This is a genomic window from Ancylobacter radicis (assembly GCF_018449475.1).
GTDB lineage: Bacteria > Pseudomonadota > Alphaproteobacteria > Rhizobiales > Xanthobacteraceae > Ancylobacter > Ancylobacter radicis.
Genome location: NZ_JAHCQH010000021.1, coordinates 319215 through 343136, shown reverse-complemented (window position 1 = coordinate 343136; position 23922 = coordinate 319215). Strand labels below are relative to the sequence as shown.

General features: G+C 67.8%; 22 protein-coding genes. 6 read left to right on the top strand and 16 right to left on the bottom strand.

All coding sequences use genetic code 11. The features are described from left to right. Positions 1-63: 63 nt before the first annotated feature. From KIP89_RS17770 to ribA, 3 genes are all read right to left on the bottom strand, one after another. Entirely contained in the window at positions 64-1047 is a 984-nt protein-coding gene (locus tag KIP89_RS17770; RefSeq protein WP_213756916.1) for a FecR family protein, read from the bottom strand. Between the two features lie 72 nt (positions 1048-1119). After that, a complete protein-coding gene (locus KIP89_RS17765) occupies positions 1120-1614 on the bottom strand; it encodes an RNA polymerase sigma factor (protein WP_213756915.1) in 495 nt (164 codons plus the stop codon). A gap of 247 nt (positions 1615-1861) precedes the next feature. Next, positions 1862-3004 (bottom strand): GTP cyclohydrolase II RibA, encoded by a 1143-nt coding sequence (gene ribA / locus KIP89_RS17760; protein ID WP_250152599.1) that lies wholly within the window; start codon positions 3002-3004, stop codon positions 1862-1864. 131 nt (positions 3005-3135) lie between these two features. Here ribA and KIP89_RS17755 point away from each other — a divergent pair, with 131 nt between their 5' ends. After that, positions 3136-3864: a RibD family protein gene (locus KIP89_RS17755; protein WP_213756914.1), complete on the top strand. Its 729-nt coding sequence runs from the start codon at positions 3136-3138 to the stop codon at positions 3862-3864. Then, a complete protein-coding gene (locus KIP89_RS17750; RefSeq protein WP_213756913.1) occupies positions 3851-4420 on the top strand; it encodes a cytochrome b in 570 nt (189 codons plus the stop codon). The genes KIP89_RS17755 and KIP89_RS17750 overlap by 14 nt, the downstream gene beginning before the upstream one ends. A 16-nt stretch (positions 4421-4436) precedes the next feature. On the opposite strand, the gene KIP89_RS17745 is transcribed toward KIP89_RS17750, so the two are convergent. From KIP89_RS17745 to KIP89_RS17730, 4 genes are read right to left on the bottom strand one after another with little or no spacing between them, the layout of a single operon-like run. Further along, entirely contained in the window at positions 4437-5273 is an 837-nt protein-coding gene (locus tag KIP89_RS17745) for a class I SAM-dependent methyltransferase (protein WP_213756912.1), read from the bottom strand. Next, complete coding sequence (locus tag KIP89_RS17740; RefSeq protein WP_213756911.1) at positions 5270-6316, bottom strand: glycosyltransferase family 4 protein; 1047 nt, start codon at positions 6314-6316, stop codon at positions 5270-5272. Before KIP89_RS17740 ends, KIP89_RS17745 begins: the two co-directional genes overlap by 4 nt. A 10-nt stretch (positions 6317-6326) precedes the next feature. Then, positions 6327-6728: a 6-pyruvoyl trahydropterin synthase family protein gene (locus KIP89_RS17735; protein WP_213756910.1), complete on the bottom strand. Its 402-nt coding sequence runs from the start codon at positions 6726-6728 to the stop codon at positions 6327-6329. A gap of 7 nt (positions 6729-6735) precedes the next feature. Next, positions 6736-7659 carry a zinc-dependent alcohol dehydrogenase gene (locus tag KIP89_RS17730; protein WP_213756947.1) on the bottom strand — a complete coding sequence of 308 codons (924 nt, stop codon included), beginning with the start codon at positions 7657-7659 and terminating at the stop codon, positions 6736-6738. A gap of 226 nt (positions 7660-7885) precedes the next feature. Here KIP89_RS17730 and mdoH point away from each other — a divergent pair, with 226 nt between their 5' ends. Then, on the top strand, positions 7886-9697 hold the full coding sequence (mdoH, locus tag KIP89_RS17725) for a glucans biosynthesis glucosyltransferase MdoH (RefSeq protein WP_213756909.1): 1812 nt from the start codon (positions 7886-7888) through the stop codon (positions 9695-9697). Between the two features lie 18 nt (positions 9698-9715). On the opposite strand, the gene KIP89_RS17720 is transcribed toward mdoH, so the two are convergent. The 5 genes from KIP89_RS17720 to KIP89_RS17700 all read right to left on the bottom strand — a co-directional run bounded on the left by KIP89_RS17720 (position 9716) and on the right by KIP89_RS17700 (position 14387). Continuing rightward, the gene (locus tag KIP89_RS17720) at positions 9716-9973 is read right to left on the bottom strand and encodes a hypothetical protein (protein WP_213756908.1); all 258 of its coding nucleotides are present in this window, start codon (positions 9971-9973) and stop codon (positions 9716-9718) included. A gap of 11 nt (positions 9974-9984) precedes the next feature. After that, a complete protein-coding gene (locus tag KIP89_RS17715; protein WP_213756907.1) occupies positions 9985-11274 on the bottom strand; it encodes an LVIVD repeat-containing protein in 1290 nt (429 codons plus the stop codon). Then, positions 11271-12791 carry a tripartite tricarboxylate transporter permease gene (locus KIP89_RS17710; protein ID WP_213756906.1) on the bottom strand — a complete coding sequence of 507 codons (1521 nt, stop codon included), beginning with the start codon at positions 12789-12791 and terminating at the stop codon, positions 11271-11273. The genes KIP89_RS17715 and KIP89_RS17710 overlap by 4 nt, the downstream gene beginning before the upstream one ends. Positions 12792-12815: 24 nt before the next feature. Next, a complete protein-coding gene (locus KIP89_RS17705; protein WP_213756905.1) occupies positions 12816-13319 on the bottom strand; it encodes a hypothetical protein in 504 nt (167 codons plus the stop codon). Positions 13320-13385: 66 nt separating this feature from the next. Continuing rightward, complete coding sequence (locus KIP89_RS17700; RefSeq protein WP_213756904.1) at positions 13386-14387, bottom strand: tripartite tricarboxylate transporter substrate-binding protein; 1002 nt, start codon at positions 14385-14387, stop codon at positions 13386-13388. A gap of 627 nt (positions 14388-15014) precedes the next feature. Between KIP89_RS17700 and KIP89_RS17695 the strand changes: the two genes are divergently transcribed. The 3 genes from KIP89_RS17695 (at position 15015) to KIP89_RS17685 (ending at position 20322) form a co-directional block, all read left to right on the top strand. After that, the gene (locus tag KIP89_RS17695) at positions 15015-17270 is read left to right on the top strand and encodes a TonB-dependent siderophore receptor (RefSeq protein WP_213756903.1); all 2256 of its coding nucleotides are present in this window, start codon (positions 15015-15017) and stop codon (positions 17268-17270) included. Positions 17271-17354: 84 nt separating this feature from the next. Beyond that, a complete protein-coding gene (locus KIP89_RS17690) occupies positions 17355-18950 on the top strand; it encodes an FAD-dependent monooxygenase (protein ID WP_213756902.1) in 1596 nt (531 codons plus the stop codon). Positions 18951-19026: 76 nt separating this feature from the next. Next, positions 19027-20322, top strand: a complete 1296-nt coding sequence (locus tag KIP89_RS17685; protein WP_213756901.1) for a DUF2254 domain-containing protein — start codon at positions 19027-19029, stop codon at positions 20320-20322. 19 nt (positions 20323-20341) lie between these two features. Here the strand turns inward: KIP89_RS17685 and KIP89_RS17680 are convergent, their stop codons facing one another. From KIP89_RS17680 to KIP89_RS17665, 4 genes are read right to left on the bottom strand one after another with little or no spacing between them, the layout of a single operon-like run. Continuing rightward, positions 20342-21199 (bottom strand): metal ABC transporter permease, encoded by an 858-nt coding sequence (locus KIP89_RS17680; protein ID WP_213756900.1) that lies wholly within the window; start codon positions 21197-21199, stop codon positions 20342-20344. Continuing rightward, positions 21199-22062 carry a metal ABC transporter permease gene (locus tag KIP89_RS17675; protein WP_305825935.1) on the bottom strand — a complete coding sequence of 288 codons (864 nt, stop codon included), beginning with the start codon at positions 22060-22062 and terminating at the stop codon, positions 21199-21201. The genes KIP89_RS17680 and KIP89_RS17675 overlap by 1 nt, the downstream gene beginning before the upstream one ends. Continuing rightward, positions 22059-23003 carry a manganese/iron ABC transporter ATP-binding protein gene (locus tag KIP89_RS17670; protein WP_213756899.1) on the bottom strand — a complete coding sequence of 315 codons (945 nt, stop codon included), beginning with the start codon at positions 23001-23003 and terminating at the stop codon, positions 22059-22061. The genes KIP89_RS17675 and KIP89_RS17670 overlap by 4 nt, the downstream gene beginning before the upstream one ends. Beyond that, positions 23000-23908 (bottom strand): metal ABC transporter substrate-binding protein, encoded by a 909-nt coding sequence (locus KIP89_RS17665; protein ID WP_213756945.1) that lies wholly within the window; start codon positions 23906-23908, stop codon positions 23000-23002. Before KIP89_RS17665 ends, KIP89_RS17670 begins: the two co-directional genes overlap by 4 nt. Positions 23909-23922: the final 14 nt, after the last annotated feature.

Genomic DNA, 23922 nt, shown 5'->3' with positions numbered 1-23922 from the left:
GCAGGGAGGAAGACAACCGGGCGGGCGGAGTCCGTAAAAGAAATTCGGAATCCGCCGATAAATTTAATAAAGCACTGTAATAAAAGGATAAAGTGACCGCTGCCCAATGCCCAGCTCGGAGGTGATGGTCTCGATGGCGTCCCCCAGATCGCTGGTGGCGAACACGCCGCTGACCCGCCGCTCGGCGAGTGCCTCGTCAAGGATGACGATCCGTCCCCGCCGATAGCGGTTGAGCGTCTCCACCACCTGGCCTAGCCGCGCGCCGTTGAACACGAGCATGCCGCGCCGCCAGGCGGTCGCAATCGCGACGTCGCGGGCGTGCACATGCCCGAGACCGGCCCCCCTGCGGTAGCGGACCTCCTGCCCCGGCGAGAGCACCACGCCTTGGCGCTCCCCGTCCTGCTGCATCGTCACCTCGATCTGGTGCTCGATGGCGAGCACGTCGGCACCTTCATCATCCTTCTCGACGACGAACTGGGTGCCGAGCGCCGTCGTGGTGCCGCCCGCCGCCTCCACGAGGAATGGCCGCGTCTCGCGCCCGTCGCGCGGGAGTGCGGCAAAGAACACCTCGCCCGCCAGCAGGCGCACCCGCCGCTCGCCATTGTCGTAATCGACGGCAATGGCGCTGGCCGGCCCCAGCTCGGCCGTGCTGCCATCCGGCAGGCTCACCGCGCGCACTTCGCCCGGCGCGGTCCGGTAATCAGCGGTGGCCAGCAGCCAGGGATCGCCGAACTGGTAGCGCGCTCCGACGGCGACCAGAACCATGAGGCCGACCAGGGCACCGATGACCGCCGCACGGCGGGCGGGCACGGGGCGCCGGCGCGCCGGCACGAGATCGCGCAGCGGTCCCGGATCGCGGCGCAGCAGCGCGAGATCGCGCCAGGTGGCGCTCGCCTCCTCGAAGGCCGCGCGATGGTCGGGGTCCTGAGCCAGCCAGTCGCGCAGCGCGCCGGTCTCGGCCTCGGTGAGCGGCGATCCGTCAAGCCGGGCCACCCATTCGGCCGCACGCAGCCCGATGACGTCCACCTGCCCCTCGTCTTCGCTCACCCAAGGCCTCATGAATCGACGCGCTCCCCCCTATAGACAATCGAGCGGGAGGAAAGCCGTAAATTTCGCGTCCTATCGGCCGCGCAGGCGGCACGTCATATGCGCGATGGCCATGGCGAGGTGCTTCTGCACCGAGCTTTCCGAAATCCCAAGACAGGCCGCGACCTTGGCATGGGACAATCCTTCAACCCGGTTGAGAGCGAAAATCTGCTGCGTGCGCAGAGGCAGCTCCTGCACCAGAGCATGGATGCGCTCCAGCTGGAGGCGCGAATCCACCACATCCTCCGGCGTCGGCTGATCGGCGGCAATGTCGGCGAACGCCTCCGGCGCCACCACATCGGTGCGCCGCCGCGCTTCCTGCTTGAGATGGTTGAGCAGGAGATTGCGGGCGATGGAATAGAGATAGGCCCGGATGTCGTTGATCGGGGTTTCGGGCCGCTCGATGACGTTCAGGAAGGCGTCCTGCACCAGATCGCCGGCCATATGCCCATCGCCGAGCCGGCGCTGCAAATAGCGGCGCAGTTCCGACCCGTGGGTCGAGAAGACAAGCGACAGGTCCGGCTGCATGTCAGGTCAATCGCCATCCGCATCAAAAATACGTTAGCAACGGCGTTTAACATGCCTGCCGGAGAGCAGTAAGATCGACAGCCAATATTTAGAATAGATCAAATTCTATTGTAAGATCCGCTGCTTCTTGAACCTCCCCAGAGATGGTCGCGCGCGGAAACGGGCGATAGTCGGACAAGGGTGAGGCCCGTTCCGGCTTCACGCCCGGCAAGAGCATCGCGGGAGGCAACAGGCCTTTCCCTACCGATCAGCCGCACGCGGCGGAGCCGTGTTCCTCCAGCGCCTCGACATCAATGAAATGCCCCGCGCGCTCGCGCTTGGCCGCGAGATACCTCACATTGTCGGCGCCGCGCCGGCCATAGACGTTCTGAAGGTCGACAACGGTCAGGCCCGAGCGCCGCATCGTCTCGGCCTTTTCGGGATTGTTGGTCATCAGCACGACCTGCGAGAAGCCGAGCAGGCGCAGCATCTCCGCGGCGAATTCAAAGCGGCGCCCGTCGAGGTCGAAGCCCAGCGTCTCGTCCGCCTCATAAGTGTCGAGCCCCTCATGCTGGAGCTTGTAGGCGCGGATCTTGTTGGCGATGCCGTTTCCCCGGCCTTCCTGGTCGAGATAGAGCAGCACCCCTCCCCCCGCCTTCGCCATGGTGGCAACCGTGCCGCGCAACTGGTCGCCGCAGTCGCAGCGCAGCGAGCCGAACAGGTCGCCGGTCAGGCAGGCCGAATGCAGGCGCACCATCACCGGCTTGTCGGGGTCGGGATTGCCGACGACGACGGCAATCTGGTCGCGCATGCCCTCGCCACCGCGAAACACCACGAATTCGGCGGCGCGCGCGGCCAGCAGCGGCACCGGTGCGCGCGAGACGAGGGTGAGCGTCTCTGCGCGGTTCTGCGCGAAGGCCTCGACCGCCGGCGCCCGCACCGTGACGGAGGGGATCATCTCCAGCGACTCCGCCGAGAGCGGGGCGACCAGCATGGCGGGAAGCAGCAGCGCCAGCTTGGCCAGATCGATGGCGGTTGCCATCGCTACGTCGCCCGGCCGCACCTCCTCGTGCAGAACTTCGCCGCGGCGCGACACCAGCGCGCTCACCCGGTCGCTGTCGAGCGGCCGCAGGGCGATCGCGCACGGCGCCGACGCATCGGCATGGCCGAGCGCGCGCAGGCGGGCGGGCGTCAGCACGAGCATCGCCTGCCCGCCACCGATGCGGTCCAGCGCCGCGATGAGGTCCGCCGAGGCGTGCTCCGCCGCCGCCGCCATCAGGAAACGGCCGGCGCTCTCGATGACAACCGGCCGCCCGGCGCGCAGCTCGGACAGGGCGCGTTCGACGGCGGTCTGGGAAACGTCGCCGAACAGGCCCATAATATCGGCTGCAGCACTTCCGGGATTTGTCATCGGGAGCTCGCTTTCGTTGCACCATTTTGCGGTGTGGGACGTAGTGGTTACGGATGCCCGCACCGAATGGACCAGTCTTTTCGGTTTCGGGCGCCTGACCTGTCGCGGTTGAACAGCAGCGGAAGTGGCCCATGGATCATGCACGAACCCCTTCGGACCCGCCTTACGCCCTGTATGAGCCGATGCTCAGCCATCGCGGTCCAACCCCCTTCATCATTGCCCAGCTTGGCCAATCGCTGGACGGGCGTATTGCGACTCCAACCGGAAAATCGCGCGACATCAACGGCTTTTCCGGGCTCGACCATCTGCATCGCCTGCGCGCCTCGGTCGATGTGGTGGTGGTGGGCGTCGGCACGGTGATCGCCGACGATCCCCGATTGACCACCCGCCGCGTGCCGGGCCGCAGTCCCGCGCGGGCGCTGATCGACCGGCAGGGACGCTCCCCGCGCGATGCCAAATGGCTGCACGGCGACGGTTGCCGCCGCATCGTGTTCTCGGAAAACCCGCAGGGCTGGCCGGAAGGCGTCGAATGCATCGGCAGCGCGGATGAGCCGGATATTTTCGAGCCCGCACGGCTCGTCGACGCCCTGACCGCGCGCGGTCATCACACGATTCTGATCGAGGGCGGCGCCTCGACCATTTCGCGCTTCATCGACGCCGGCCTCGTCGACCGGCTGCATATCTGCCTTGCCCCGATCATTCTCGGCTCCGGCCGGGCCGGCCTCAATCTGCGCCCGATCGACGAACTCACCGGCGCCCTGCGCCCCCGCGCCAACGCCTATGTTCTGGCCGACGGCAATGTCCTGTATGATTGCGACCTGCGCACACCGGCGCGGGGAGGCGTCCATGGGGCCGACTGATCGTGACCGAGCCGCCACGCCGGCGCGCTATAGTTTTGCCGCCCGCTTGCTGCACTGGGTGGTGGCCGCCTTCGTCATCATGCTCATTCCGCTCGGGCTCTACATGGTGGCGCGGGGCGAGGCGACCAGCTTCGACGCGCTCACCGGCGATCTCTACAGCCTGCACAAGCTGCTCGGCTTCATCGTGATCTGGCTGATCGCGCTGCGTCTCCTGGTGCGCCTCACACGCCGGCCTCCCGCACCGCTGGCGACGCTGACGCCCTTCGAGCGGATCGTCTCGGCGAGCGTCCACGGCCTGCTCTATGTGCTGCTGATCGCCGTGCCCCTGCTCGGCTGGGCCGGGGTCTCTTCATATCCCGCGCTCAACATATTCGGCCTGTTCGATTTGCCCGCGATCCTGCCCGCCAATGAGCCGCTGGCGAACCGGCTGTTCGGCGTGCACGGCCTGCTGGCGCAGATCCTCGGCCTGCTGGTGCTGCTGCACATCGCCGCCGCCCTCATGCACCGCTTCGTCAAGCGGGACGGCCTCATGCGGCGCATGTGGCCGTTGAACTGATCGCGCGACGCCGACCTCAGATCACGGCGAAGATGTCGGTATGGCCGATCGTCACCTCAGCCGCGTCCGCCCGCGCGCGGGCCCAGACCGCGGCGTCCTCGTGCAGATCCGGTGCTATCTCGATGGCGGCCTGCGCAAAGCCCGCCGCCAGCGCCGCCGCCAGCCGGTGATCCTCCCGCCCCAGCCGCCACGGGCTGTCGCCGGAGGCGCAGCGATAGCCGTGCTCGGCAAGCATCCGCCCGAACACCTCGCCGGACGCCGGACCGAGCGCCGGGCCGAACCCCTTGTCGCCGCGCTGGTGCCGGTTGAAGGCGGCGATGATCCGGGCATCGAGCGGCAAGGCCGGCTGCCACGCGGCGACTCCGTCATAGTTCAGCACGGAATAAAGCGGCACGCGGTCCTGCGCGCAGGCGGCGACGAGTTGCTCCAGCCATTCCCCCGAGACAAGGTCGAACAGCGCCGCTGCCGTGACGAGATCGGCGCCGACGTCGCGGAAATGCAGATCGCGCACCGTCAGGTCGGCCGCCTCGACGCTCACCGCGATCTGCTGGCCCCCCTTGGTCAGAAGGAGGCGGGTGCCGGCCTCCTCCACACTGTCGGCCCAGCGCGAGAGCACCCGCCGCGCCTCGGCCAGCAGCACCGCATCGCCATCGACCAGATGCCAGTGCTGGCGCGCCGGCAGCAAGGGCGCCAGCGCGCGCAGGTTCGAGCCGGTGCCGCAGCCCAGATCGACCACCACGAGCGAGGCGCGGCCCGCGAAATGATCGCGCAGCTTTGCCGCCACCTCGCGATTGCGGGCGGCGTGGTCGACCGGCTCGCGCAAGGCCAGCCAGTCGGGATCGAAACCGCTCATCGCGTCATCTCCTGCATCGCTTTCATGATGATGGCGGCTGATTCCGGCCAGCGCGGCAGACCCTGCGCCGCCTGCCAGGCCGCGCCCGCCATGCGGTGCCGCAGCGCCGGATCCTCGATCAGCCGCGTGATGGCGTCCGCGAGAGCGGAGGCATCGCCCGGCTCGACCAGCAGGGCCGCCTGCGCCGGCAGCGTTTCCGGGATCGCCCCGCCGCGCGTCGCCACTACCGGGAGGCCGCGCGCAATGGCTTCGGTGAGGCCCATGCCATAGCCCTCGAACAGCGAGGCCGAGACCAGACAATCCGCCGCGGCGAATTCGGCGTCGAGCGCGTCGGAGCCGATCGCGCCCGTCAGGACGATCCGCTCGCCAAGGCCGTGCCGGGCAATGAGGTCGCGCAGCGCCCGTGTCTCGCCGGGGTCGCGGTCGGTCGCCCCGACGATGCGGCAGCTCCAGTCGCGCCCTGCAAGTCCGGCCAGCGCCTCGACCAGCACGCCATAGGCCTTGCGCGGAATGACGGCGCCGACAGCGAGAAGGCGCGGCGGCGTACCCGTGCCGATGGCGCGGGGGGCGGGATCGGTGCCCGGCACGGCGACGCGCAGCAGTTCCGGGCGGACGGCATAATCGCGCTCCAGCAGCCGCGCGGTGGCCGGGCTGGTGGCGATCACGGCATCGACCTGCGCCAAAACCTCCCGCTCGCTGGCCTCCAGCCGGGCGCGTTCGCCCGAAGCCAAGCCGGCTTCCAGCGCCAGCGGATGATGGATCAGCGCCGCCACCGGCCGCCCCAGCCCGCGCAGCAGCGCCGCCGGCATGGCGCCCAGCGCCAGCCCGTCGATCAGCACGGCTTGCCCGTCCGGCAGCGCGCGAAGAAGCTGCTCGCTGTCCGCCAGATCGGCGAGCGAGGGAAAGGGAAAGCCTGCGGGCAGCGCCACATGCACGGCGGCGCCGCCGGCCCGCCGGCATTCCGCGAGGATGCGCCGGTCATAGGCATAGCCGCCGGTCGCCAGCGAGAGGTCGCCGGGGATGGCGAAGGCGAAAGCTGACACGGCCCGCTCCTCAGCCGATGGCGCCCTCAAAGCTGGCGCGGGCGAGATCGGTCTCGTGCAGCGTCACGCGGATCTTGGCGAGCCCCGCCCCGTCCTCGCCCAGCGCGCCGGTGCGGGCAGCATCGGCCACCGCATCGAAGATGTATTTGGCGAGGAATTCGGTGGTCGTCAGAAGGCCCGCAAATTGCGGCAGGGTGTCGAGATTCTGGTAGGCGAGCGGCTTCAGCACCGCTTTCAGCACATCGAGCGCGGCGCCGATGTCCACCACCACATTCTTCGCCGTCAGTTCGGGGCGGAAGAAGGCGACATCGACCACGAAGGTCGCGCCATGCATGTTCTGCGCGGGACCGAAGAACGGATCGGGCAGCGAATGGGCGATCATGATGCGATCGCGGACTTCTACACAGAACATGACATCCTCATGAGTAAGCGAGCAGGATCGCGAGCGCGTCCTGCCCACCGGTCAGCAGCCCCGGCAGGTGAACCGGGGCCTGTTCAAACGGAACGACATGCGTGATCAGCCGATCGAGCCGCGCATCGTCCAGCAGCGCCAGCGCCTTGCCAAGCCGGCGGGCGTGCGGCCAGCGCGGCCGTCGTGAAGGGGATACGGCGCCGACCTGCGAACCGATCAACTGAAGGCGGCGGCTGTGGAAGGTTTCGCCCAGATGCACCGGCGTGGCGCGGCTGCCGTACCAGCTCACCTCGACGATCCGCGCCTCGAAGCCGCCAGCCGCAAGGGCGGTCTGCAAGCCGGCGGCGGTGGCGCTGGTATGGAACACGATGTCGGCATCGTCGCCGGCCTCGCCCGGCGTCGCGAAGCGGGCGCCGAAGGCCTGCGCCAGATCTGCGCGCCCGGGGCGCACATCGACCAGCGTCACCTCCGCGCCGGGCAGCGCGGCGGCAAGCGCGGTCACCAGCAGCCCGACCACCCCGCCGCCGACGATCACGATCCGGTCACCCGGCCCGGCCCCGGAATCCCACAGCGCGTTGAGCGCGGTCTCCATATTCGCCGCCAGCGTCGCCCGCCGCGCGGGGACGGCGTCCGGCACCGGTACCACCGCCGAGACCGGCAGATGATAGACATCCTGATGGGGATGCAGCGCAAAGACGGTGCGCCCCAGCCATGCCGGCGGCCCGTCCTCGACCCGCCCGACGCTCTGATAGCCATAGAGCACCGGAAAGGGGAATGCGCCCTGCTGGAACGGCGCGCGCATCCGCTGATGCTCGCTCTCCGGCACAAGGCCCTGGCAGACCAGGCTCTCGCTGCCCCGGCTGACCCCGGAGGCCAGCGCCCGCACCGTCAGCATGTCATCGCCGCGGGGGGCGAGTTCCGCCGCTCTCATCTCATAGCGCCCCGGCGCCGCGCACCAGAGCTGGCGGGCGGAGCGCCGGCGCGTTTCGGGGTAGGCTGGCTCTGTCACGGGCGGGCGAACTCCGGTCACGATGATCCTGTCTAACAGCGGTACAGGGCAGGCGATCGCAACAAGCGCGTGAACCGGCCCACCGCCCCTGCGTATAAAGGTCGTCGCCGCCCGGAAGGGCAATGGTTCCCGCACCCCGAGTGGCCGCATGAGTCTGAACGAAGAGATTGCCGGTGATGTGTCGTCCCTCGTCCCGGCGGCAACCGGACTGACTCCGGCGGGCATCCAGTCCTCTCGCACCCTCTTCCGGCGGCGCGTCTTGGTCGCCGTCCTCAATGTCGCGACCTATGCCGGGCTGGTCGCACTGTTCGCCCGACTGCTCGCCACCGGCGGCGTCACCGCGCTCGACGCAATGCTGCTGATCGCCTTCTGCGTCTCGACGCCCTGGACCATTCTCGGCTTCTGGAACGCGGTGATCGGCCTGTGGATGCTGCACGGCCCGGCCGATGCACGCGCGCAGGTCTATCCCTTTGCCGATACAGGGAGCGAGGATGGCCCGATCACCGCGCGCGTGGCGGTGCTGATGACGCTGCGCAACGAGGATCCCGAGCGCGCGCTGTCCCGCCTCAAGCTCATGCGCCAGGATGTCGAGCGCAGCGGCGCCGGCGCGCATTTCACCTGGTTCGTGCTGTCCGACACCACCCGCCCGGACATCGCCGCCGCCGAAGAGGCGCTTTTCGAGGCGTGGCGGCGCGAGACCGGCGGTGTGCGGCTGCATTATCGCCGGCGTGACGACAATACGGGGTTCAAGGCCGGCAATATCCGCGACTTCCTCGACCGCTGGGGCCATGAGCACGACCTGATGCTCACCCTCGATGCCGACAGCTTCCTCAGTGCCTCCGCGATCCTGCGCCTCGTGCGGATCATGCAGGCCCATCCGCGCCTCGGCATCTTGCAAAGCCTCGTGGTCGGCATGCCCTCGCAATCGCCCTTCGCCCGCATCTTCCAGTTCGGAATGCGTCACGGCATGCGCTCCTACACCATGGGCGCCTCCTGGTGGGCGGGCGATTGCGGACCCTATTGGGGGCATAACGCGGTGATCCGCATCGCCCCGTTCAAGGCGCATTGCCACCTGCCCGTCCTGTCCGGCAACGGCCCGCTCAGCGGCCCCATCCTCTCGCATGACCAGATCGAGGCGGTGCTGATGCGCCGCGCCGGCTATGAGGTGCGCGTGCTCCCCGAGGAGATGGAGAGCTATGAGGAGAATCCGCCGCATCTGACCGAATTCACCCGGCGCGACCTGCGCTGGTGCCAGGGCAACATGCAGTATTGGCGCCTGCTGGCGATGCCCGGCCTCAAGCCGATGAGCCGCTTCCAGATCGCTTGGGCGATTCTCATGTATCTCGGCGCCTTCGCCTGGATCGGCTTCATGGTGCTGGCGACGCTGAAAGTGTTCGACACCGAGATGTATGACGAGCCGTTCCCGGCGGCGCTGGGACTGGCGCTGTTCCTCGCGACCTTCGCCATGAGCCTGACGCCCAAGCTGGCCGGCCTCGCCGATGTGCTGCTGCGCCGCGAGGAGCGCCGGCGTTATGGCGGCACGGGGCGGCTGCTGGGCGGCGCGTTCACCGAGTTCCTGTTCGGCGTGCTGCTCGGGCCGGTGGTCGCCGTGCGCATCGCCCTGTTCATGCTCGGGCTCGCCTTCGGGCGGACCATCACCTGGGACGCGCAGGCGCGCGACGCGGCACGGCTGTCCTGGCGCACCGCGCTGGCCGGGCTCTGGCCGCAATTCCTGTTTGGCGCGGCGATGGCGGCGACGCTCTACAGCTTCGCGCCCGGCGCCCTGATCTGGGCCGTGCCGGCGCTGACCGGCCTGCTGCTCGCCGTGCCCTTCGCGGTGCTCACCGCCGAGCCGGCGCTCGGGCGCTGGCTGATGCGGGCCGGCCTGTGCGCGATCCCTGAGGAAACGCAAGCCGCCACCGGCCTGCCGACCGTGGAGCCGCAGGCCGAGGCGGCCTGAAGCCGCCGCCATTGTCCGTCAAACGGCGGCGCGAGAATGCCCGCCCGGCCGACTTAGCGCGAGCAGCACCCGCGCCGCCTCGACGCTCCGGGCGATGCGGTCGAGCCGGCGCAGATCGAGAACGCCGCTGGTCCGCCCGAAATAGATATCCCAGGCACCGGCCGGCACCGGCGCGCCGGCCATGTCGCGCTCGATGTGCCGTGCCGCCGCGGCGATCTCCTCAAGGGAAAAGGCGGTGGGCGGGGTCTCCTCGTCGTCGAAACAGTCCTCGCACATCGGCCCGCCCCTCAGCCCTCGAAGCGCAGAATGTCGAGGCCGCGGTCGCGGTCGAGCAGATAGACGATGCCCCGTTCGTCGACATCGACATCGTTGCTCTGCGGCGCCGCGTGGCCGGGCGCCGGCGCGGGGATGAAATAGGCCCGCTCCACTGGCAGTTCGGGATCGGCGAGGTCGATGACGCGCAGCCCGCCGGAAAACCAGGTCGCGAAGACGAGGCTGCCGATCTGCCGTTCCTGGAACTGATGCGCGCCGAAGCGCCCACCCGTGGTCGCGTAGGGCGAGGCGGATTCGCCGACATGGAAGGTGGAAATCGGCGTGATGCGGCCGAGATCAGCCACGTCCAGCACCCAGAGGAAGGCATGCGGCTGCCCGGGTATGTGCTCGTGCTCCTCGTCGATCACGAGAGCGATCTGCCGGCCGGCGATCGGCTGGGCGAGACGAAAGAAGGTGTGGGTCGGCTCGGGATAGGGGGGGTGGTAGTTGAAGCTGCCAACCGTGCGCGGATGGGCGATGTCGGAAATGTCGATGGCGTAGGCCCCGGCATACCAGCACGAGGCCCACATCACATCGCCAACCCGCAGCGCATGATGCAGGCGATGGCGCTGGCCGGACCAGCCCAGCGTCTCGCCGCCGGCGACATGCTGGCCGGGCAGGTGCCAGCGCGAGACTTCGCGCGGGTGGCTCGGGTCGGCAAGGTCGTAAATGACCAGTATGTTGCCGACATAGCCTTCCATCTCCGTGGAAATATAGGCGTAACGCTCGTCCATATCGAAGCGGTGCACGCCGATGCCGCCGGTCTTCACATAGGCAAGTTCGCGCGGCTTGGCGGGGTCGGCGATGTCCCAGACGCGGAAGCCGCCGTCGCTATAGCCCCGCGCGAGCCCCGCCCGCAGATCGTCGAGATCGCCCGGCGCGACGCCAAGCGCCGCCGCGACCTCCCCGGCGCCGGGCGCCCGCCCGAGCCGGGCGGCAAGCTCGCCCGTCACCGTCTCGATGCGCTCGCCCTTGCGGTAGAAATGCCGGCGGTGCCGCTCGACATTGGTGATCATCAGATCGCCGGCGACCTTCACCTTGTGGGTGTGGGAATAGCCGTCCGGCGGCGGCAGGCTGGCGACGAGGCGCGGCGCTTTCGGGTCGCGCACATCGTAGATGCTGGTGCCGAGCGGGGGCGACATGTGGCCGATGAAGGCATGGCCCTTGTGCACCACCACCTCCCCGCCGCCGGGAATGTCGAGCCGGGCGAGCGGGGTGATGTTGGCGCTGTGCAGCGGCCCGGCGGGAGAAGCGGTGCCGCTCATGCCGTGGCCGCCCGGCTGGCGGCGCGGTTGCGGCGCCATTGCACGATGGAGGGAATGGCGAGCGAGACGGCGAGCGCCACCCACAGCACATTGCCCACCGGCGAGGAGACGAACACCCAGGGGTCGTTGCCGCTGATCCGCAGCGCCCGCATCACATTCGCCTCCAGCATCGGCCCGAGGATGACGCCGATCAGCAGGGCCACCACGTTGAAGCCGGTCTTGCGGCAGACATAGCCGATGGCGCCGAAGATCAGGGTGAGCCACAGGTCGAACATGTAGCCGCGCGGCGCGAACGCCCCGACCAGCGTGAAGGCGATGATGATCGGCGCCAGAACCGGGGTCGGGATGAGCACCAGCTTGGAGACGTATTTGGTCAGCGGCAGGGTGGTGAACAGCATCACCGCATAGGCCACCAGCATGGTGATGAACACGCCATAGCCGAGACCGGGGTTCTGGATGAACAGGCGCGGGCCGAGCTGCACGCCGTGATAGGTCATCACGATCAGCATCACCGCCGCCGTCGTGCCGCCGGGCACGCCGATGACGAGCAGCGGAATGAGATCGCCCGAGGCGCAGCCATTATTGGCCGATTCCGGCGCGATCACCCCTTCCGGGATGCCGGTGCCGTATTTCTCCGGCGTTTTTGAGTAGAGCCGCGACTGCTGGTAGGCGACGAAGGCGGCGATGGAGGCGCCGGCGCCCGGCACGATGCCGATGATGAGGCCGATAATGCCGGTCCAGATCATGTGCCAGGTGCGCTGGAAGGACATGACGACGCCCTCCCAGGTCTCCTTCCAGCCAGCCTGCTTCATCATCTGCCGGCCGGCATCGCTGAGCACCGAGCTGTTCTCCATCATGATCAGCGCCTCGGAGATGGCGAAGACGCCGATCAGCACCGCGATCAGCGGCACGCCGTCATACAGCTCGATGAACCCGAAGGTGCCGCGCGGCGTGGAGTAGATGTGATCCGCGCCGATGGCCCCGATCAGCAGGCCGAGGAAGCCGGCGATCAGGCCTTTGAGCATGTTGTCGGAGGCGACGGAGGCGATCAGCGTGATGCCGAACAGCAGGATCACCACCATTTCCACGCTGTGCATGTAGAAGGCGAGCCGCGCGATATAGGGCAGCAGGAAGATCGACAGCAGCGCCGTGACCATGCCGCCCACCGTCGAGGCGACGAAGGAGAGCACCAGCGCCTGCTGGCCCAGCCCCTTGCGCGCCATCGGATAGCCGTCGAGGCAGGTCGCGGCCGAGCCGCCATTGCCGGGAATGTTCAGCAGGATCGAGGTGATGCCGCCGCCCATATGCGAGGCAACGAACAGCGAGACCATGAAGATCATCGCCACGTCCACATCCACCGCCAGGGTGAAGGGCAGCAGCATGATGATGGTGTTGGCGGAGCCGAAGCCCGGCATGGCGCCGATGATGATGCCGATGGTGGTGGCGATCACGATCAGCCACAGATAGCTGAAATTCAGCAGGAACTGGTCGGATAGGATCTGGAAGCTGAGATTCATGGCGGACCTCCCGTCCGTGCCGGCTCACAGGCCGATGAGCGCCGAGGCAAGCCGCTCGAAGGGACCCTGGGGGAAGGACGTCCGCAGGATGAGGATGAACAGCACATAGCCGGCAAAGGCGAGCGCGCCGGCGGTGATCGCGGCGTTGCGCGCCGACATGCCCTGCAGCCAGACGAAGCAGGCGAACAGGAAGCCGAAGGTGCTGAGGGTGAAGCCGGCCCACGGGATGATGGCGACCGAGGCGACGGTGAGGGCGAACAGCGAGCCGCGGATCAGGGCCAGCTTGTGGCTCTCATAGAGGCTGCGCAGCTCGATGTAATGCGTGCCGCGCAGCAGCCCGAGCACGGTACGCAGCGCGAAGATGCCGATCAGAAGAAACAGGACCACGGCGCAGAACACGCCGCTGACCTTGGCCTCCCAATCGAGATCCTTGATCGAGATGAGGTAATAGGTGGCGAAGCCGGCGCCGAGGATCGGGATGATCCAGTCGGCGCCGGTCGCGACCTTGCCGTTGCGATCGTCATTCATGATGGCATCCTGCGCGCGTGCCGACGGGCTCCGGCGGCACGCGCCGCGCGGAGCCCACAGGACGGCTTACTTCGTGGCGGTGAGAAGGGCGCGGTAGCGGTCGGCAAGCTCGACGAATTCGCGCGCCGACTTCTGGCACGAGGCCGCATCGCCATACTGGATGAACTCCCAGGGTGTGCCGGCCTTCTCCGCGACCGCCTTGTAGTCAGGATCGCTGAAGACCTGCTGGAAGGTGTCAGAGAGCTTCTTCACCCGGTCCGGGTAGGCCTCGACCGCCTTGGCGTGGATGGCGATGGCCCGCTGGCCGGACATGGGCGGGATCTTGGTGCCGAGCGCCGCGTTCACCGGCGGGGCGTTGTTGGTCAGTTCCGGCGCACGGTTGGTCTCGTTGAACACGGTCAGGAAGCGCGCCTGATCGCCAAGGCCGAGCGAGGAGGACAGGAAGGTGGCGCAGCCATCCACCTCGCCGGTGATGGCCGCTGAGCGGGCCGGCCCGCCGCCGCCATAGGGGATCATCCGCACCTTCATGCCGGTCGCCTCGGCCAGCGCCAGAGCGCCGATGGTCGAGGGATGCGGCAGGCGGCTGGTCGAGAGGGTGATCTCGCGCTTCTTGCCCTCATCGACCATCTCCTGAATGGTCTTGAACTTGCTGCCCGAGCCGACCCAGATGACGGAATCATCGACATCCATGCTGCCGAGATAGACGAAATCCTCCGGATATTTGTACTTAACCTTCTGGGTTGCGTACATGATCATCTCCGGCCCGATATTGCCGAAGAGAATATTGTAGGCGTCGGCCGGGCGCTTCGAGATGAACACCTCATAGCCGACCTGACCGGAGGCGCCGGGGAAATAGGAATACTCGAAATTCGCGCCGAGATATTTGGCCCAGATGCGGTTGAAGGCGCGGGCCGCCTGATCGACGCCGCCGCCCTCACCGGTGGGAATCAGCACCTGGAGCGGCTTGTCGGGAAACGCCCCGGTCGCCCGCGCGGCGGGAGCGAGCGAGGCGGCAAGGGCGCCGGCCCCGGCGAACAGAACATGGCGCCTGTTGAACATGTTGGTCATCAGCAGTCCTCCCTTGGGTCGCTTCGGACCCTGTCTTCTTTTGTGCGCGCAGGCGCGGAAGCCCCGCCAACCTGTCAGCCATATTGCTATTGGTTATAAATTGGTTCGCGCCCGCGTCAAGCACATCGCGCATGACAGCAGCACCGCGTGGCCGCGCGCACCCCTCCCATAGAGGCCAGAGGACCGAACAGCCGTGTGCATTGCGGCAAAGCGGGATCATATCAGCCAATTGGCGGCAAAACGTGGCGGCCATCCCGACGCTGGCACCGCCTCCCGCGATTAATACATCGCCCGAAGTGAAACCAAAGTGAAATTGGTTGAATATCTCAACGCCATATCTGCTGGGCAACAAGGGCCTTTCACGCAAGCCCCCGGCCCGACGCAGCCGCGAACGCGCCTCCCGCCAGATACGTTCGGCCATGAGATGACATTCATATTAATATACACAGAATTACATGTCGGCCATTAACGCTACAGCCTATCGAATACGTTCTTATTTTTAATAATTACAATCTTATTGCCAAAAACGTCGCGCGAATTGTCGAAACTAGACTCGAATGATAACCAAGACCTCAACGAAATACGTCCGTCAGCATGACGTTACGTGATATTTGAGGGGCGAATTACATGAATACATGTCGTCTGCCGCAGCCTTCGGCACTGGCGCTCACGCTGGCACTGCTCGGCCTGCCCGCCGCTCCGGCCCTCGCGCAATCGACCCCGCCCGCCGGCACCGTGGCGCTCGACCCGATCGAGGTGGAGGCCGACAGCGGCGAGGACGAGACGGACGGCTATGTCGCCCGCACCACCAGCGCCGCCACCAAGACCGACGCCGCCATCGAGACCACGCCGATCTCCATCTCGGTGGTGACCAGCGAGCAGATCGAGGCGCAGGGTTCGCAGACCGTGCAGGAGGCGCTGCGCTACGAGGCCGGCGTGATCGCCGACGCCCGCCCCGGCAATCGCTATGACAGCATCATCATGCGCGGCTTCGGCGGCTTTGGCGGCAATGCCAATTACGTGCAGTTCTGGGACGGGCTGAAGCTGTTCAAGGGCCTCAATTACGCGGTGCCCAGCATCGACCCCTATCTGCTCAGTTCGATCAATGTCGTGCGCGGGCCGATGTCCTCGATCTACGGCCAGAGCAATCCGGGCGGCAGCGTCGACCTCGTGAGCAAATGGCCGGACCCGAAGGCGCAGAACGAGATCATCGCCGGCATCGGCTCCTATGGCGAGCTGGAACTCGGCGCCGATCTCAACGGCAAGCTGACCGAGGACGGCTCCGCGCTCTACCGGATCATCGCGCTCGGCCGCCGCACCGAGACCGACGTCGAAGGCTCCGAAGGCCAGCGCCTCCTGATCGCGCCGATGGTCTCGTTCCAGCCGAGCGAGAATACCCGCGTCCAGCTTCAGGCCACCTATGAGCGCGACCCGGAGAGCTACTATTCAACGTGGCTTCCGGCGCTCGGCACGCTGCAGGCCAATCCGAACGGGCAGATCCCGCGCGACTTCTCGCCCAGCGAAGATTCCTATTCCGGCTTCGACCGCACCCAGTGGAGCCTCGCCTACCGGATCGAGCATGATCTCGACAGCGTGTGGACGCTGCGCCAGAACTTCCGCTTCCTCGACGTGGAGACCGATTTCAAGGCACTCTCGGCGCTCGCCAACGCCAATGTCTGGCGCGCCGCCTCGGGCTGCGGCGGGGTGTCCTATCTGTGCATGGGGCTGTCGCCCTCGCGCTATATCGAGACGCTGCAGGGCGTGACGCTGGACAATCAGGCGCAGGCCGACTTCGCCACCGGCGAGATCGCGCATACCCTGCTGATCGGCGCCGACGTGCAGTATTACGAGGCGGAATCGACCTACGGCACCGGCAGCACGGTCTATGTGAACTATCTCAACCCGACCTGGCCGAGCATCAGTTCGCCGACCCTGACCACCCGGCAGAATGCCGACCGCACGCAGGTCGGCGCCTATGCGCAGGACCAGATGACCTATGGCAACTGGCACGCCCTGCTCGGCATCCGCGAGGATTATCTGAGCGGCAGCACCTCGACCGAGACGCTCGCGACCGGCAGCACGGTGAGCTATGACAATGAGGACACCGCCTTCACCTACCGCGCCGGCCTGCTCTACCAGTTCGACAACGGCCTCGCGCCCTATGTGAGCTACGCCACCTCCTTCGATCCGGTGATGGGGACCGGCTATGGCGGCGTGCCCTTCGAGCCCACCACGGCGGAGCAGTTCGAGGTCGGCGCCAAATATCAGCCGACGACGTTCAACGGCCTGTTCACCATCTCCTATTTCGACCTCACCCAGCAGAACGTGCTGACCACCGACACCGCGCACACCAGCACCAACACGGCGGTGACGCTGTGCAGCAGCTCGACCTGCCAGACCCAGACCGGCGAGGTGGAATCGAAGGGCCTCGAGATCAGCGGCAAGGCGGAAATCCTGCCCGGCTTCAACGTGATGGTCTCCTATGCCTATACCGACGCGGTGGTGACCCAGAGCAATGTCGCGGGCGTCGAGGGCAAGGCGCCGGTCGGCGTGCCGCGCAACGCCGCCTCGGCCTGGGCTGACTACACCTGGAGCACCGGCACGCTGAAGGGCCTCACCATCGGCGGCGGTGCCCGCTATGTCGGCGAGACCTATGGCGACCAGACCAACACGGCGGCGATGATCGTGCCCGACCGCGTGCTGTTCGACGCCGCGCTGCACTATGATTTCGGCGGCAAGCCCGGCGGAGACGATGGCTGGCGGCTCTCCGTCACCGCCACCAACCTCGCCAACAAATATTACGTCTCCGCCTGCGCCTCGGCCTATCAGTGCTTCATCGGCACCGGCCGCACCGTGCTCGCCACCCTCGCCTATCACTGGTGAGCGGACACCGCTTCGCGCTTCACCCTCCCCCGGCGACAGGCTAGGCTGCGCGCCGAAACCGGGCCGTGGGGATTGGGGAGCGGGATGGAGCCGGACGCCGACGTTCTCATCATCGGAGCGGGGCCGACCGGGCTCACCCTCGCCATCTGCCTGCGCCAGTTCGGCCTGCGGGTGCGCCTGATCGACCGCGCGGCGGCGCCGAGCCATGTGTCGAAGGCGCTCGCCGTATGGAGCGCCAGCCTGGAGGCGTTGCAGGGCCTTGGCGCCAGCGAGGCCCTGCTGGCAGCCGGCAAGCGGCTGAAGTCCCTGTGCATCGGCGACGGCCCGCACCGTCTGGCGCGGCTGGAGATCGGGGCCGGAATCGACAGCCCGTTTCCCTTCCCTCTCCTGCTGCCGCAATCGCAGACCGAGCGGATCCTGGCCGCCCGCCTCTCCGAGCTGGGCGGCACGGTGGAACGCGGGGTGGAGTTGATCGGCCTTACCCAGGACACCGGCGGCGTCACCGCACGGCTGCGCCACGCCGACGGGCGGGAGGAGGAGGCCCGCGCCGCCTATCTCGCCGGCTGCGACGGTGCGCGCAGCGCGGTGCGCCACAGCCTCGGCATCGCCTTCGACGGCTATACCGAGCCCGCCACCTATCTGCTCGGCGACGTGCGGATCGACGGCGGCGATCTGGATCGCGACAGCATCCACATCTGGTGGGGCGATGGCGGCAGCGTCGCCCTCTTCCCCTTCGAGGCCGATAGCTGGCGCGTCTTCGCCATGCGCCCGCAGCCGGAGGCCGACGGCGCGACGGCCCCGGCCGAGGACGCCCCCGACGCCACTCCCTCGCTCGGCGAATTGCAGGATCATGTCAGCCGCTACGGCCCGCCCGGCCTCACCCTGCGCGATCCGAGCTGGCTCTCCGCCTTCCGCATCAATGAGCGCGTCGCCGCCAGCTATCGCGCGGGGCGCTGCTTCCTGGCCGGCGATGCCGCGCATATTCACAGCCCCGCCGGCGGCCAGGGCATGAACACCGGGATGCAGGACGCGGCCAATCTCGGCTGGAAGCTCGCCCATGCGCTGAAGGATGTCGGCGATGCCGAGCTTCTTCTGTCGAGTTATGAGCCGGAACGGCGTCCGGTGGCGCTCTCCGTGGTCAAGGCGGCGGGCCAGAAGCTGCACATCGCCTTCGCCAAAGGCCGGGCGGCGCGGCTGATCAAGAACGCCGCCGTCACCCTGATCGGCAATCTGCCGGCGGCGCAGCGGCAATTGCAGATCGAATTGTCGGAAACCGAAATCGCCTATCAGGACGGCGATCTGCTCGCCCTGGGCGAGCCGCCGCGCCACAACCGGCGCCGCACCGATGCCGGCACGCGGGCGCGCGACGGGGTGTTCCTGCGCGAGGGTCAGCCGCAGGCGCTCTGGCCCCTGCTCGGCGGGACACGGCATGTCCTGCTGGTGCTCGACGACGAGAGCGCACCGGTCGATCTGCTCGGCCGGCTGGAGCGCACCAGCGATCATCTCACCGTGCTGCGCGTGGCGCCGGAGGCGGACCCGGACAGCGCCCTGCGCGCCCGCTACGCGATCGACACCACCGGCTGGGCGCTGATCCGCCCCGATTTCGTCATCGCCGCGCGCGGCGGGCCGGACGATCTCAAGCGGCTCGACCGCTATCTCGACGAGGTGGTGCGCGGCTGAGCGGCGATGGCTCGCCGGTGGAACCACTCACCTACCACCGGGTTGCCCTTCCGACGCAAGGCAGGGGGAGACCATCATGGCGCGCTGGCGCTGGATCGTGCAGCAGATCACCCGGCGGCTGTGGTTCCGCGCCACCCTGATCGGCATGGCCGGCGTGGTGACCGCCGGGCTCGCCGCCATCGCCGAACGCTACATTCCCTGGGAAATGCCCGGCTCGATCGGCGCCGATGCGGTGGACAGCATCCTCGGCATTATTGCGTCCTCCATGCTGGCGGTCACCACCTTCTCGCTTAGCGTGATGACCTCCGCCTATGGATCGGCGACCAGCAATGTGACGCCGCGCGCCACCCGCCTGCTGATGGAGGACCGCACGGCGCAGAATGTGCTCTCCACCTTCATCGGCTCCTTCCTGTTCAGCATCGTCGGCATCGTGGTGCTGAAGGCGGGGGCCTATGGCGACCGCGGCCGCGTGGTGCTGTTCGTCGTCACCATCGGGGTCATCGCCCTGATCGTCGTCTCGCTGCTGCGCTGGATCGATCATCTCACCCATTTCGGCCGTGTCGGCGAGACCACCGACCGCGTCGAGCGCGCGACCCGGCAGGCCCTCGACGCCCGGCTCGCCGCTCCCGGCCTTGGCGGCGCGCCGCAGCGCGGGGGCGCGCAGGCGATACCGCACAAGGCGGCGCCCGTGCCGGCGCGGGCCATCGGCTATGTCCAGTTCGTCGACATCGGCGCGCTGTCACGCCTTGCCGAGGAATGCGACGCGGACATTCATGTCGCCGCCCTGCCCGGCAGCTTCGTCTATCTGGATTCGCCCCTCGCCTGGATCGCCCCGCCCCGACGGACAGCGAGCGGGCCGGAGGAAAAGCTGGAGCAAAAAGACGAGGACGACACGATCCCGACGCAGATGCGCGCGGCCTTCTCGATCGGCAGCGAACGCAATTTCGACCAGGATCCGCGCTTCGGCCTAGCCGTGATGAGCGAGATCGCCTCGCGCGCGCTCTCGCCCGGCGTGAATGATCCCGGCACCGCCATCGACGTGATCGGCCGCAGCACGCGCCTCCTGTGCCATTGGGCGGAGGGCGGCGACGGCGCGTCGGAGGTGCGCTTCCCGCGCGTGCATGTGCCGGTGCTGGTCGCAGATGATCTGTTCGAGGACGCCTTCATGCTGGTAGCGCGCGACGGCGCCGGACTGGTCGAGGTCCAGCTCCGGCTGCGCAAGGCGCTGCTGGCGCTCGGGCGGATGGGCGACGCGTCGTTCCGCGCCGCCGCCCGCCATCAGGCCGAGATGGCGCTGGCCCGCGCGCAGGCGGCGCTGTCGCTGGAGGCCGACCGCCAGCGCCTCGCCGAACTCGCCGCCGAGGACGCCTGAGGCTCAGCTCGTCTGAAGTTCAGCTCCCGTTCGGCTGTTCCGGTGCCGCGATGAGCCGCCGCTGGAGTTGCGAGGCCCGCACGAAGGCGAGGATGAAGACGAGGCTCATCAGCAGCACGATGGTCGGGGCCGGCGCGCTGTCGAGGAAGAAGGACAGGTAGACACCGCCCAGCGAGCAGCCCACCGCCACGAGGAGCGCGGCGAGCAGCATCGCCCCGAAGCGCCGCACCAGCAGGAAGGCGATGGCGCCCGGCGCGATCAGCATGGCGATGGCGAGGATCAACCCGGTCGCCTTCAGCGCCCCGACAATGGCCAGCGAGACAAGGCACAGCAGCCCGTAGTGCAGCACCCGCACCGGCAGGCCGATGGCGCGCGCCTGCGCCGGGTCGAAGGCGTGCAGCAGCAGGTCCTTCCACTTCACGCCGATCACCAGCGCCACCAGCCCAGCGATCAGCGCCGTCTCGGTGATGTCGGCCAGCGAGACGCCGAGCATGTCGCCGAACAGGATGTGGTCGAGATGCACCTCGGACTGGATCTTCACATAGAGCACCAGCCCGAAGCCGAACATGCCGGAGAACACGATGCCCATCACCGTGTCCTGCTTGATGCGGCTGTTGTCCTGCAGATAGCCGGTCGCCACCGCGCAGAACATGCCGGCGAGGAAGGCGCCGATGGCCAGCGGAATGCCGGCGATATAGGCCAGCACCACGCCGGGAAACACCGCGTGCGAGATGGCGTCGCCCATCAGCGACCAGCCCTTGAGCACGAGGAAGCAGGACAGCAGCGCCATCGGCACCGCCACCAGCGCCGAAATCACCAGCGCGTTGACCATGAAGTCGAACTGGAAGGGAACCGCGAGAGTGGCCAGAAAGCTCATCACGCGGCCTCCTCAGTGAGCGCCTGCGCCGCCCGCCGCCGGGCGGCCAGCAGCCCATGCTTGGGCGCGAAGACGAAGGCGGCGAGGAACAGCGCGGTCTGCAGCACGACGATGATGCCGCCCGTCGCCCCGTCGAGGAAATAGCTCGCATAGGCGCCGAGAAAGCTCGTCCCCGCCCCGATCGCCACCGCGATCATCAGAAGGCGCGGAAAACGGTCGGCCAGCAGATAGGCGGTCGCCCCGGGCGTCACCACGAGGCAGATGACGAGGAAGGCGCCCACCGTCTGCAATGCCGCCACCGTCGAGGCCGAGAGCAGGGTGAAGAACATGATCTTCAGCGCCGCCGGCTTCAGCCCGATCGAGCGCGCATGCGCCTCGTCGAAGAACACCGCCATCAGGTCCCGCCACTTCAGCAGCAGCACCGCCAGCGACACCCCGCCGATGATGGCGAGTTGCAGCGTGTCCTCCGGCGTGATGGCGAGGATGTTGCCGAGCACGATGGTCTGGATGTTCACCGAGGTCGGCGACAGCGAGACCATGAACAGGCCGAGCGCGAAGAAGGAGGAGAAGATCAACCCGATCACCGCATCCTCCCGCAGCCGCGTGCGCTGCGACAGCAGCAGCATCGCCGCCGCCGCCAGCCCGCCGGAGAAGAAGGCCCCGAGCGCGAAGGGCAGGCCGAGCATATAGGCCCCCGCCACACCGGGCACGATGGAGTGGGAGAGCGCGTCGCCGATCAGCGACCAGCCCTTGAGCATGAGGTAGCAGGACAGGAAGGCGCACACCGCCCCGACCAGGGCCGAGACCCACATGGCGCTGCGCATATATTCATAGCCGAACGGCTCGGCGAGCAGCGCCATCATGGGGTCTTCCCCGAGGAGCTGTCCGGCGCGCCCTCGCGGCTCTTGTGCTCCATGGCGCCGTCTTCGCCATAGAACACCAGCGGGCGCTCGTCATCGGTCAGCACGGCGAGCCGGCGCCGGTCGTCATCATCGTGCAGCCCCGCCCCGCCGAGCACGAAATGGCGCAGCACGCCGCCGAAGGTCTGTTCCAGATTGGCCTGGGTGAAGGTGGTCGCGGTCGGGCCATAGGCCAGCACCGTGCCCTTGATCAGCACCGTGCGGTCGCAGAATTCCGGCACGCTGCCGAGATTATGGGTCGAGACCAGCATCACCCGCCCCTCGTCGCGCAGCGCGCCGAGCAGGGCGATGATGGTCTCCTCGGTGGTCACGTCGACCCCGGTAAAGGGCTCGTCGAGCAGGATCACCCGCGCATCCTGCGCCAGCGCGCGGGCCAGAAACACGCGCTTCTTCTGCCCGCCGGACAGTTCGCCGATCTGCCGCTTGCGCAGGGCCGCCATGCCCACCCGCGCCAGCGCCGCATCGACCGCCGCGCGGTCGGCGGCGCGGGCGATGCGCATCATGCCCATATGGCCGTAGCGGCCCATCATCACCACGTCCTCGACCAGGACCGGAAAGTTCCAGTCGACCTCCTCGGCCTGCGGCACATAGGCGACGAGGTTCGACTTCAGCGCCCGCTCGACGCTCTGGCCGAGAATGCGGATGTCGCCGCGCGCCACCTGCACGAAGCCCATGATCGCCTTGAACAGCGTGGACTTGCCGGAGCCGTTCACCCCCACCAGCGCGGTGATGGTGCCGGTGGGGATGGAAAAGCTCGCCGCACGCAGCGCGGTGTGACCGTTGCGATAGGTGACGGTGACATCCTCGACGCGGATCCCCGCATCTTCCGCCCCGCTCAGGCCGGAGGCGGCGCCCGCGATCTGGTTTCGGACCGATTCATTCATGGCGACACCCCGTCGGCAAGGCCCTTGGCGATGGTGGTCGAGGTCACGCGCAGCAGATCGAGATAGGTCGGCACCGGCCCGTCCGCCTCGCTCAGCGAATCGACATAGAGCACGCCGCCATAATGCGCCCCGGTCTCGCGCGCCACCTGACGCGCCGGCTTGTCCGAGACCGTGCTTTCGCTGAACACGGCGGGGATGTGGTTCTTGCGCACCGCGTCGATCACCCGGCGCACCTGCTGCGGCGTGCCCTGCTGGTCGGCATTGATCGGCCAGAGATAGAGTTCCTTCAGCCCATAGTCGCGGGCGAGATAGGAGAAGGCGCCCTCGCTGGTGACCAGCCAGCGTTTCTCCACTGGGACGGCCTCAAGCTGGGCGCGGATCGGCGCCGCGCTGGCGGCGATCTTCGCCTTATAGGCCTCGGCATTCGCCTTGTAGGTGTCGGCATGGGCCGGATCGTAGGTCGCCAGCGCGTCGCGGATGTTGTCGACATAGACAAGCGCATTGTCCGGCGACATCCAGGCATGCGGGTTGGGCTTGCCGCTATAGGGCCCTTCACTGATGCTCATGGGCTGCACGCCGTCGGAGACGACGACGCTCGGCACGCCCTTGAGGTTCTGGAAGAAACGCTGGAACCAGAGTTCGAGGTTGAGCCCGTTCCACAGGATGAGCTGCGCGCCCTGCGCGCGCTGCAGATCGCCCGGCGTCGGCGTGTAATTGTGGATCTCGGCGCCCGGCTTGGTAATGGATTCCACCACCGCCGCATCGCCGGCGACGTTGCGCGCCATGTCGGCGATGATGGTGAAGGTGGTCACCACCTTGAACTTTTCGCCGGCAGCGGCCGGCCCGCTCTCCTGCGCCCCGGCCGGACCGGCGCCGAGCGCCATCACTAGCCCCGCCGCCAGCATCCCCGACAGCACGG

Coding starts and splice junctions, on each gene's coding strand:
- KIP89_RS17765 (WP_213756915.1), bottom strand. CDS start 1,614: ATGCAGCCGGACCTGTCGCTTGTCTTCTCGACCCACGGGTCGGAACTG.
- ribA (WP_250152599.1), bottom strand. CDS start 3,004: ATGACAAATCCCGGAAGTGCTGCAGCCGATATTATGGGCCTGTTCGGC.
- KIP89_RS17755 (WP_213756914.1), top strand. CDS start 3,136: ATGGATCATGCACGAACCCCTTCGGACCCGCCTTACGCCCTGTATGAG.
- KIP89_RS17750 (WP_213756913.1), top strand. CDS start 3,851: ATGGGGCCGACTGATCGTGACCGAGCCGCCACGCCGGCGCGCTATAGT.
- KIP89_RS17745 (WP_213756912.1), bottom strand. CDS start 5,273: ATGAGCGGTTTCGATCCCGACTGGCTGGCCTTGCGCGAGCCGGTCGAC.
- KIP89_RS17735 (WP_213756910.1), bottom strand. CDS start 6,728: ATGTTCTGTGTAGAAGTCCGCGATCGCATCATGATCGCCCATTCGCTG.
- KIP89_RS17730 (WP_213756947.1), bottom strand. CDS start 7,659: ATGAGAGCGGCGGAACTCGCCCCCCGCGGCGATGACATGCTGACGGTG.
- mdoH (WP_213756909.1), top strand. CDS start 7,886: ATGAGTCTGAACGAAGAGATTGCCGGTGATGTGTCGTCCCTCGTCCCG.
- KIP89_RS17720 (WP_213756908.1), bottom strand. CDS start 9,973: ATGTGCGAGGACTGTTTCGACGACGAGGAGACCCCGCCCACCGCCTTT.
- KIP89_RS17715 (WP_213756907.1), bottom strand. CDS start 11,274: ATGAGCGGCACCGCTTCTCCCGCCGGGCCGCTGCACAGCGCCAACATC.
- KIP89_RS17710 (WP_213756906.1), bottom strand. CDS start 12,791: ATGAATCTCAGCTTCCAGATCCTATCCGACCAGTTCCTGCTGAATTTC.
- KIP89_RS17705 (WP_213756905.1), bottom strand. CDS start 13,319: ATGAATGACGATCGCAACGGCAAGGTCGCGACCGGCGCCGACTGGATC.
- KIP89_RS17700 (WP_213756904.1), bottom strand. CDS start 14,387: ATGACCAACATGTTCAACAGGCGCCATGTTCTGTTCGCCGGGGCCGGC.
- KIP89_RS17695 (WP_213756903.1), top strand. CDS start 15,015: ATGAATACATGTCGTCTGCCGCAGCCTTCGGCACTGGCGCTCACGCTG.
- KIP89_RS17690 (WP_213756902.1), top strand. CDS start 17,355: ATGGAGCCGGACGCCGACGTTCTCATCATCGGAGCGGGGCCGACCGGG.
- KIP89_RS17685 (WP_213756901.1), top strand. CDS start 19,027: ATGGCGCGCTGGCGCTGGATCGTGCAGCAGATCACCCGGCGGCTGTGG.
- KIP89_RS17680 (WP_213756900.1), bottom strand. CDS start 21,199: ATGAGCTTTCTGGCCACTCTCGCGGTTCCCTTCCAGTTCGACTTCATG.
- KIP89_RS17675 (WP_305825935.1), bottom strand. CDS start 22,062: ATGATGGCGCTGCTCGCCGAGCCGTTCGGCTATGAATATATGCGCAGC.
- KIP89_RS17670 (WP_213756899.1), bottom strand. CDS start 23,003: ATGAATGAATCGGTCCGAAACCAGATCGCGGGCGCCGCCTCCGGCCTG.
- KIP89_RS17665 (WP_213756945.1), bottom strand. CDS start 23,908: ATGCTGGCGGCGGGGCTAGTGATGGCGCTCGGCGCCGGTCCGGCCGGG.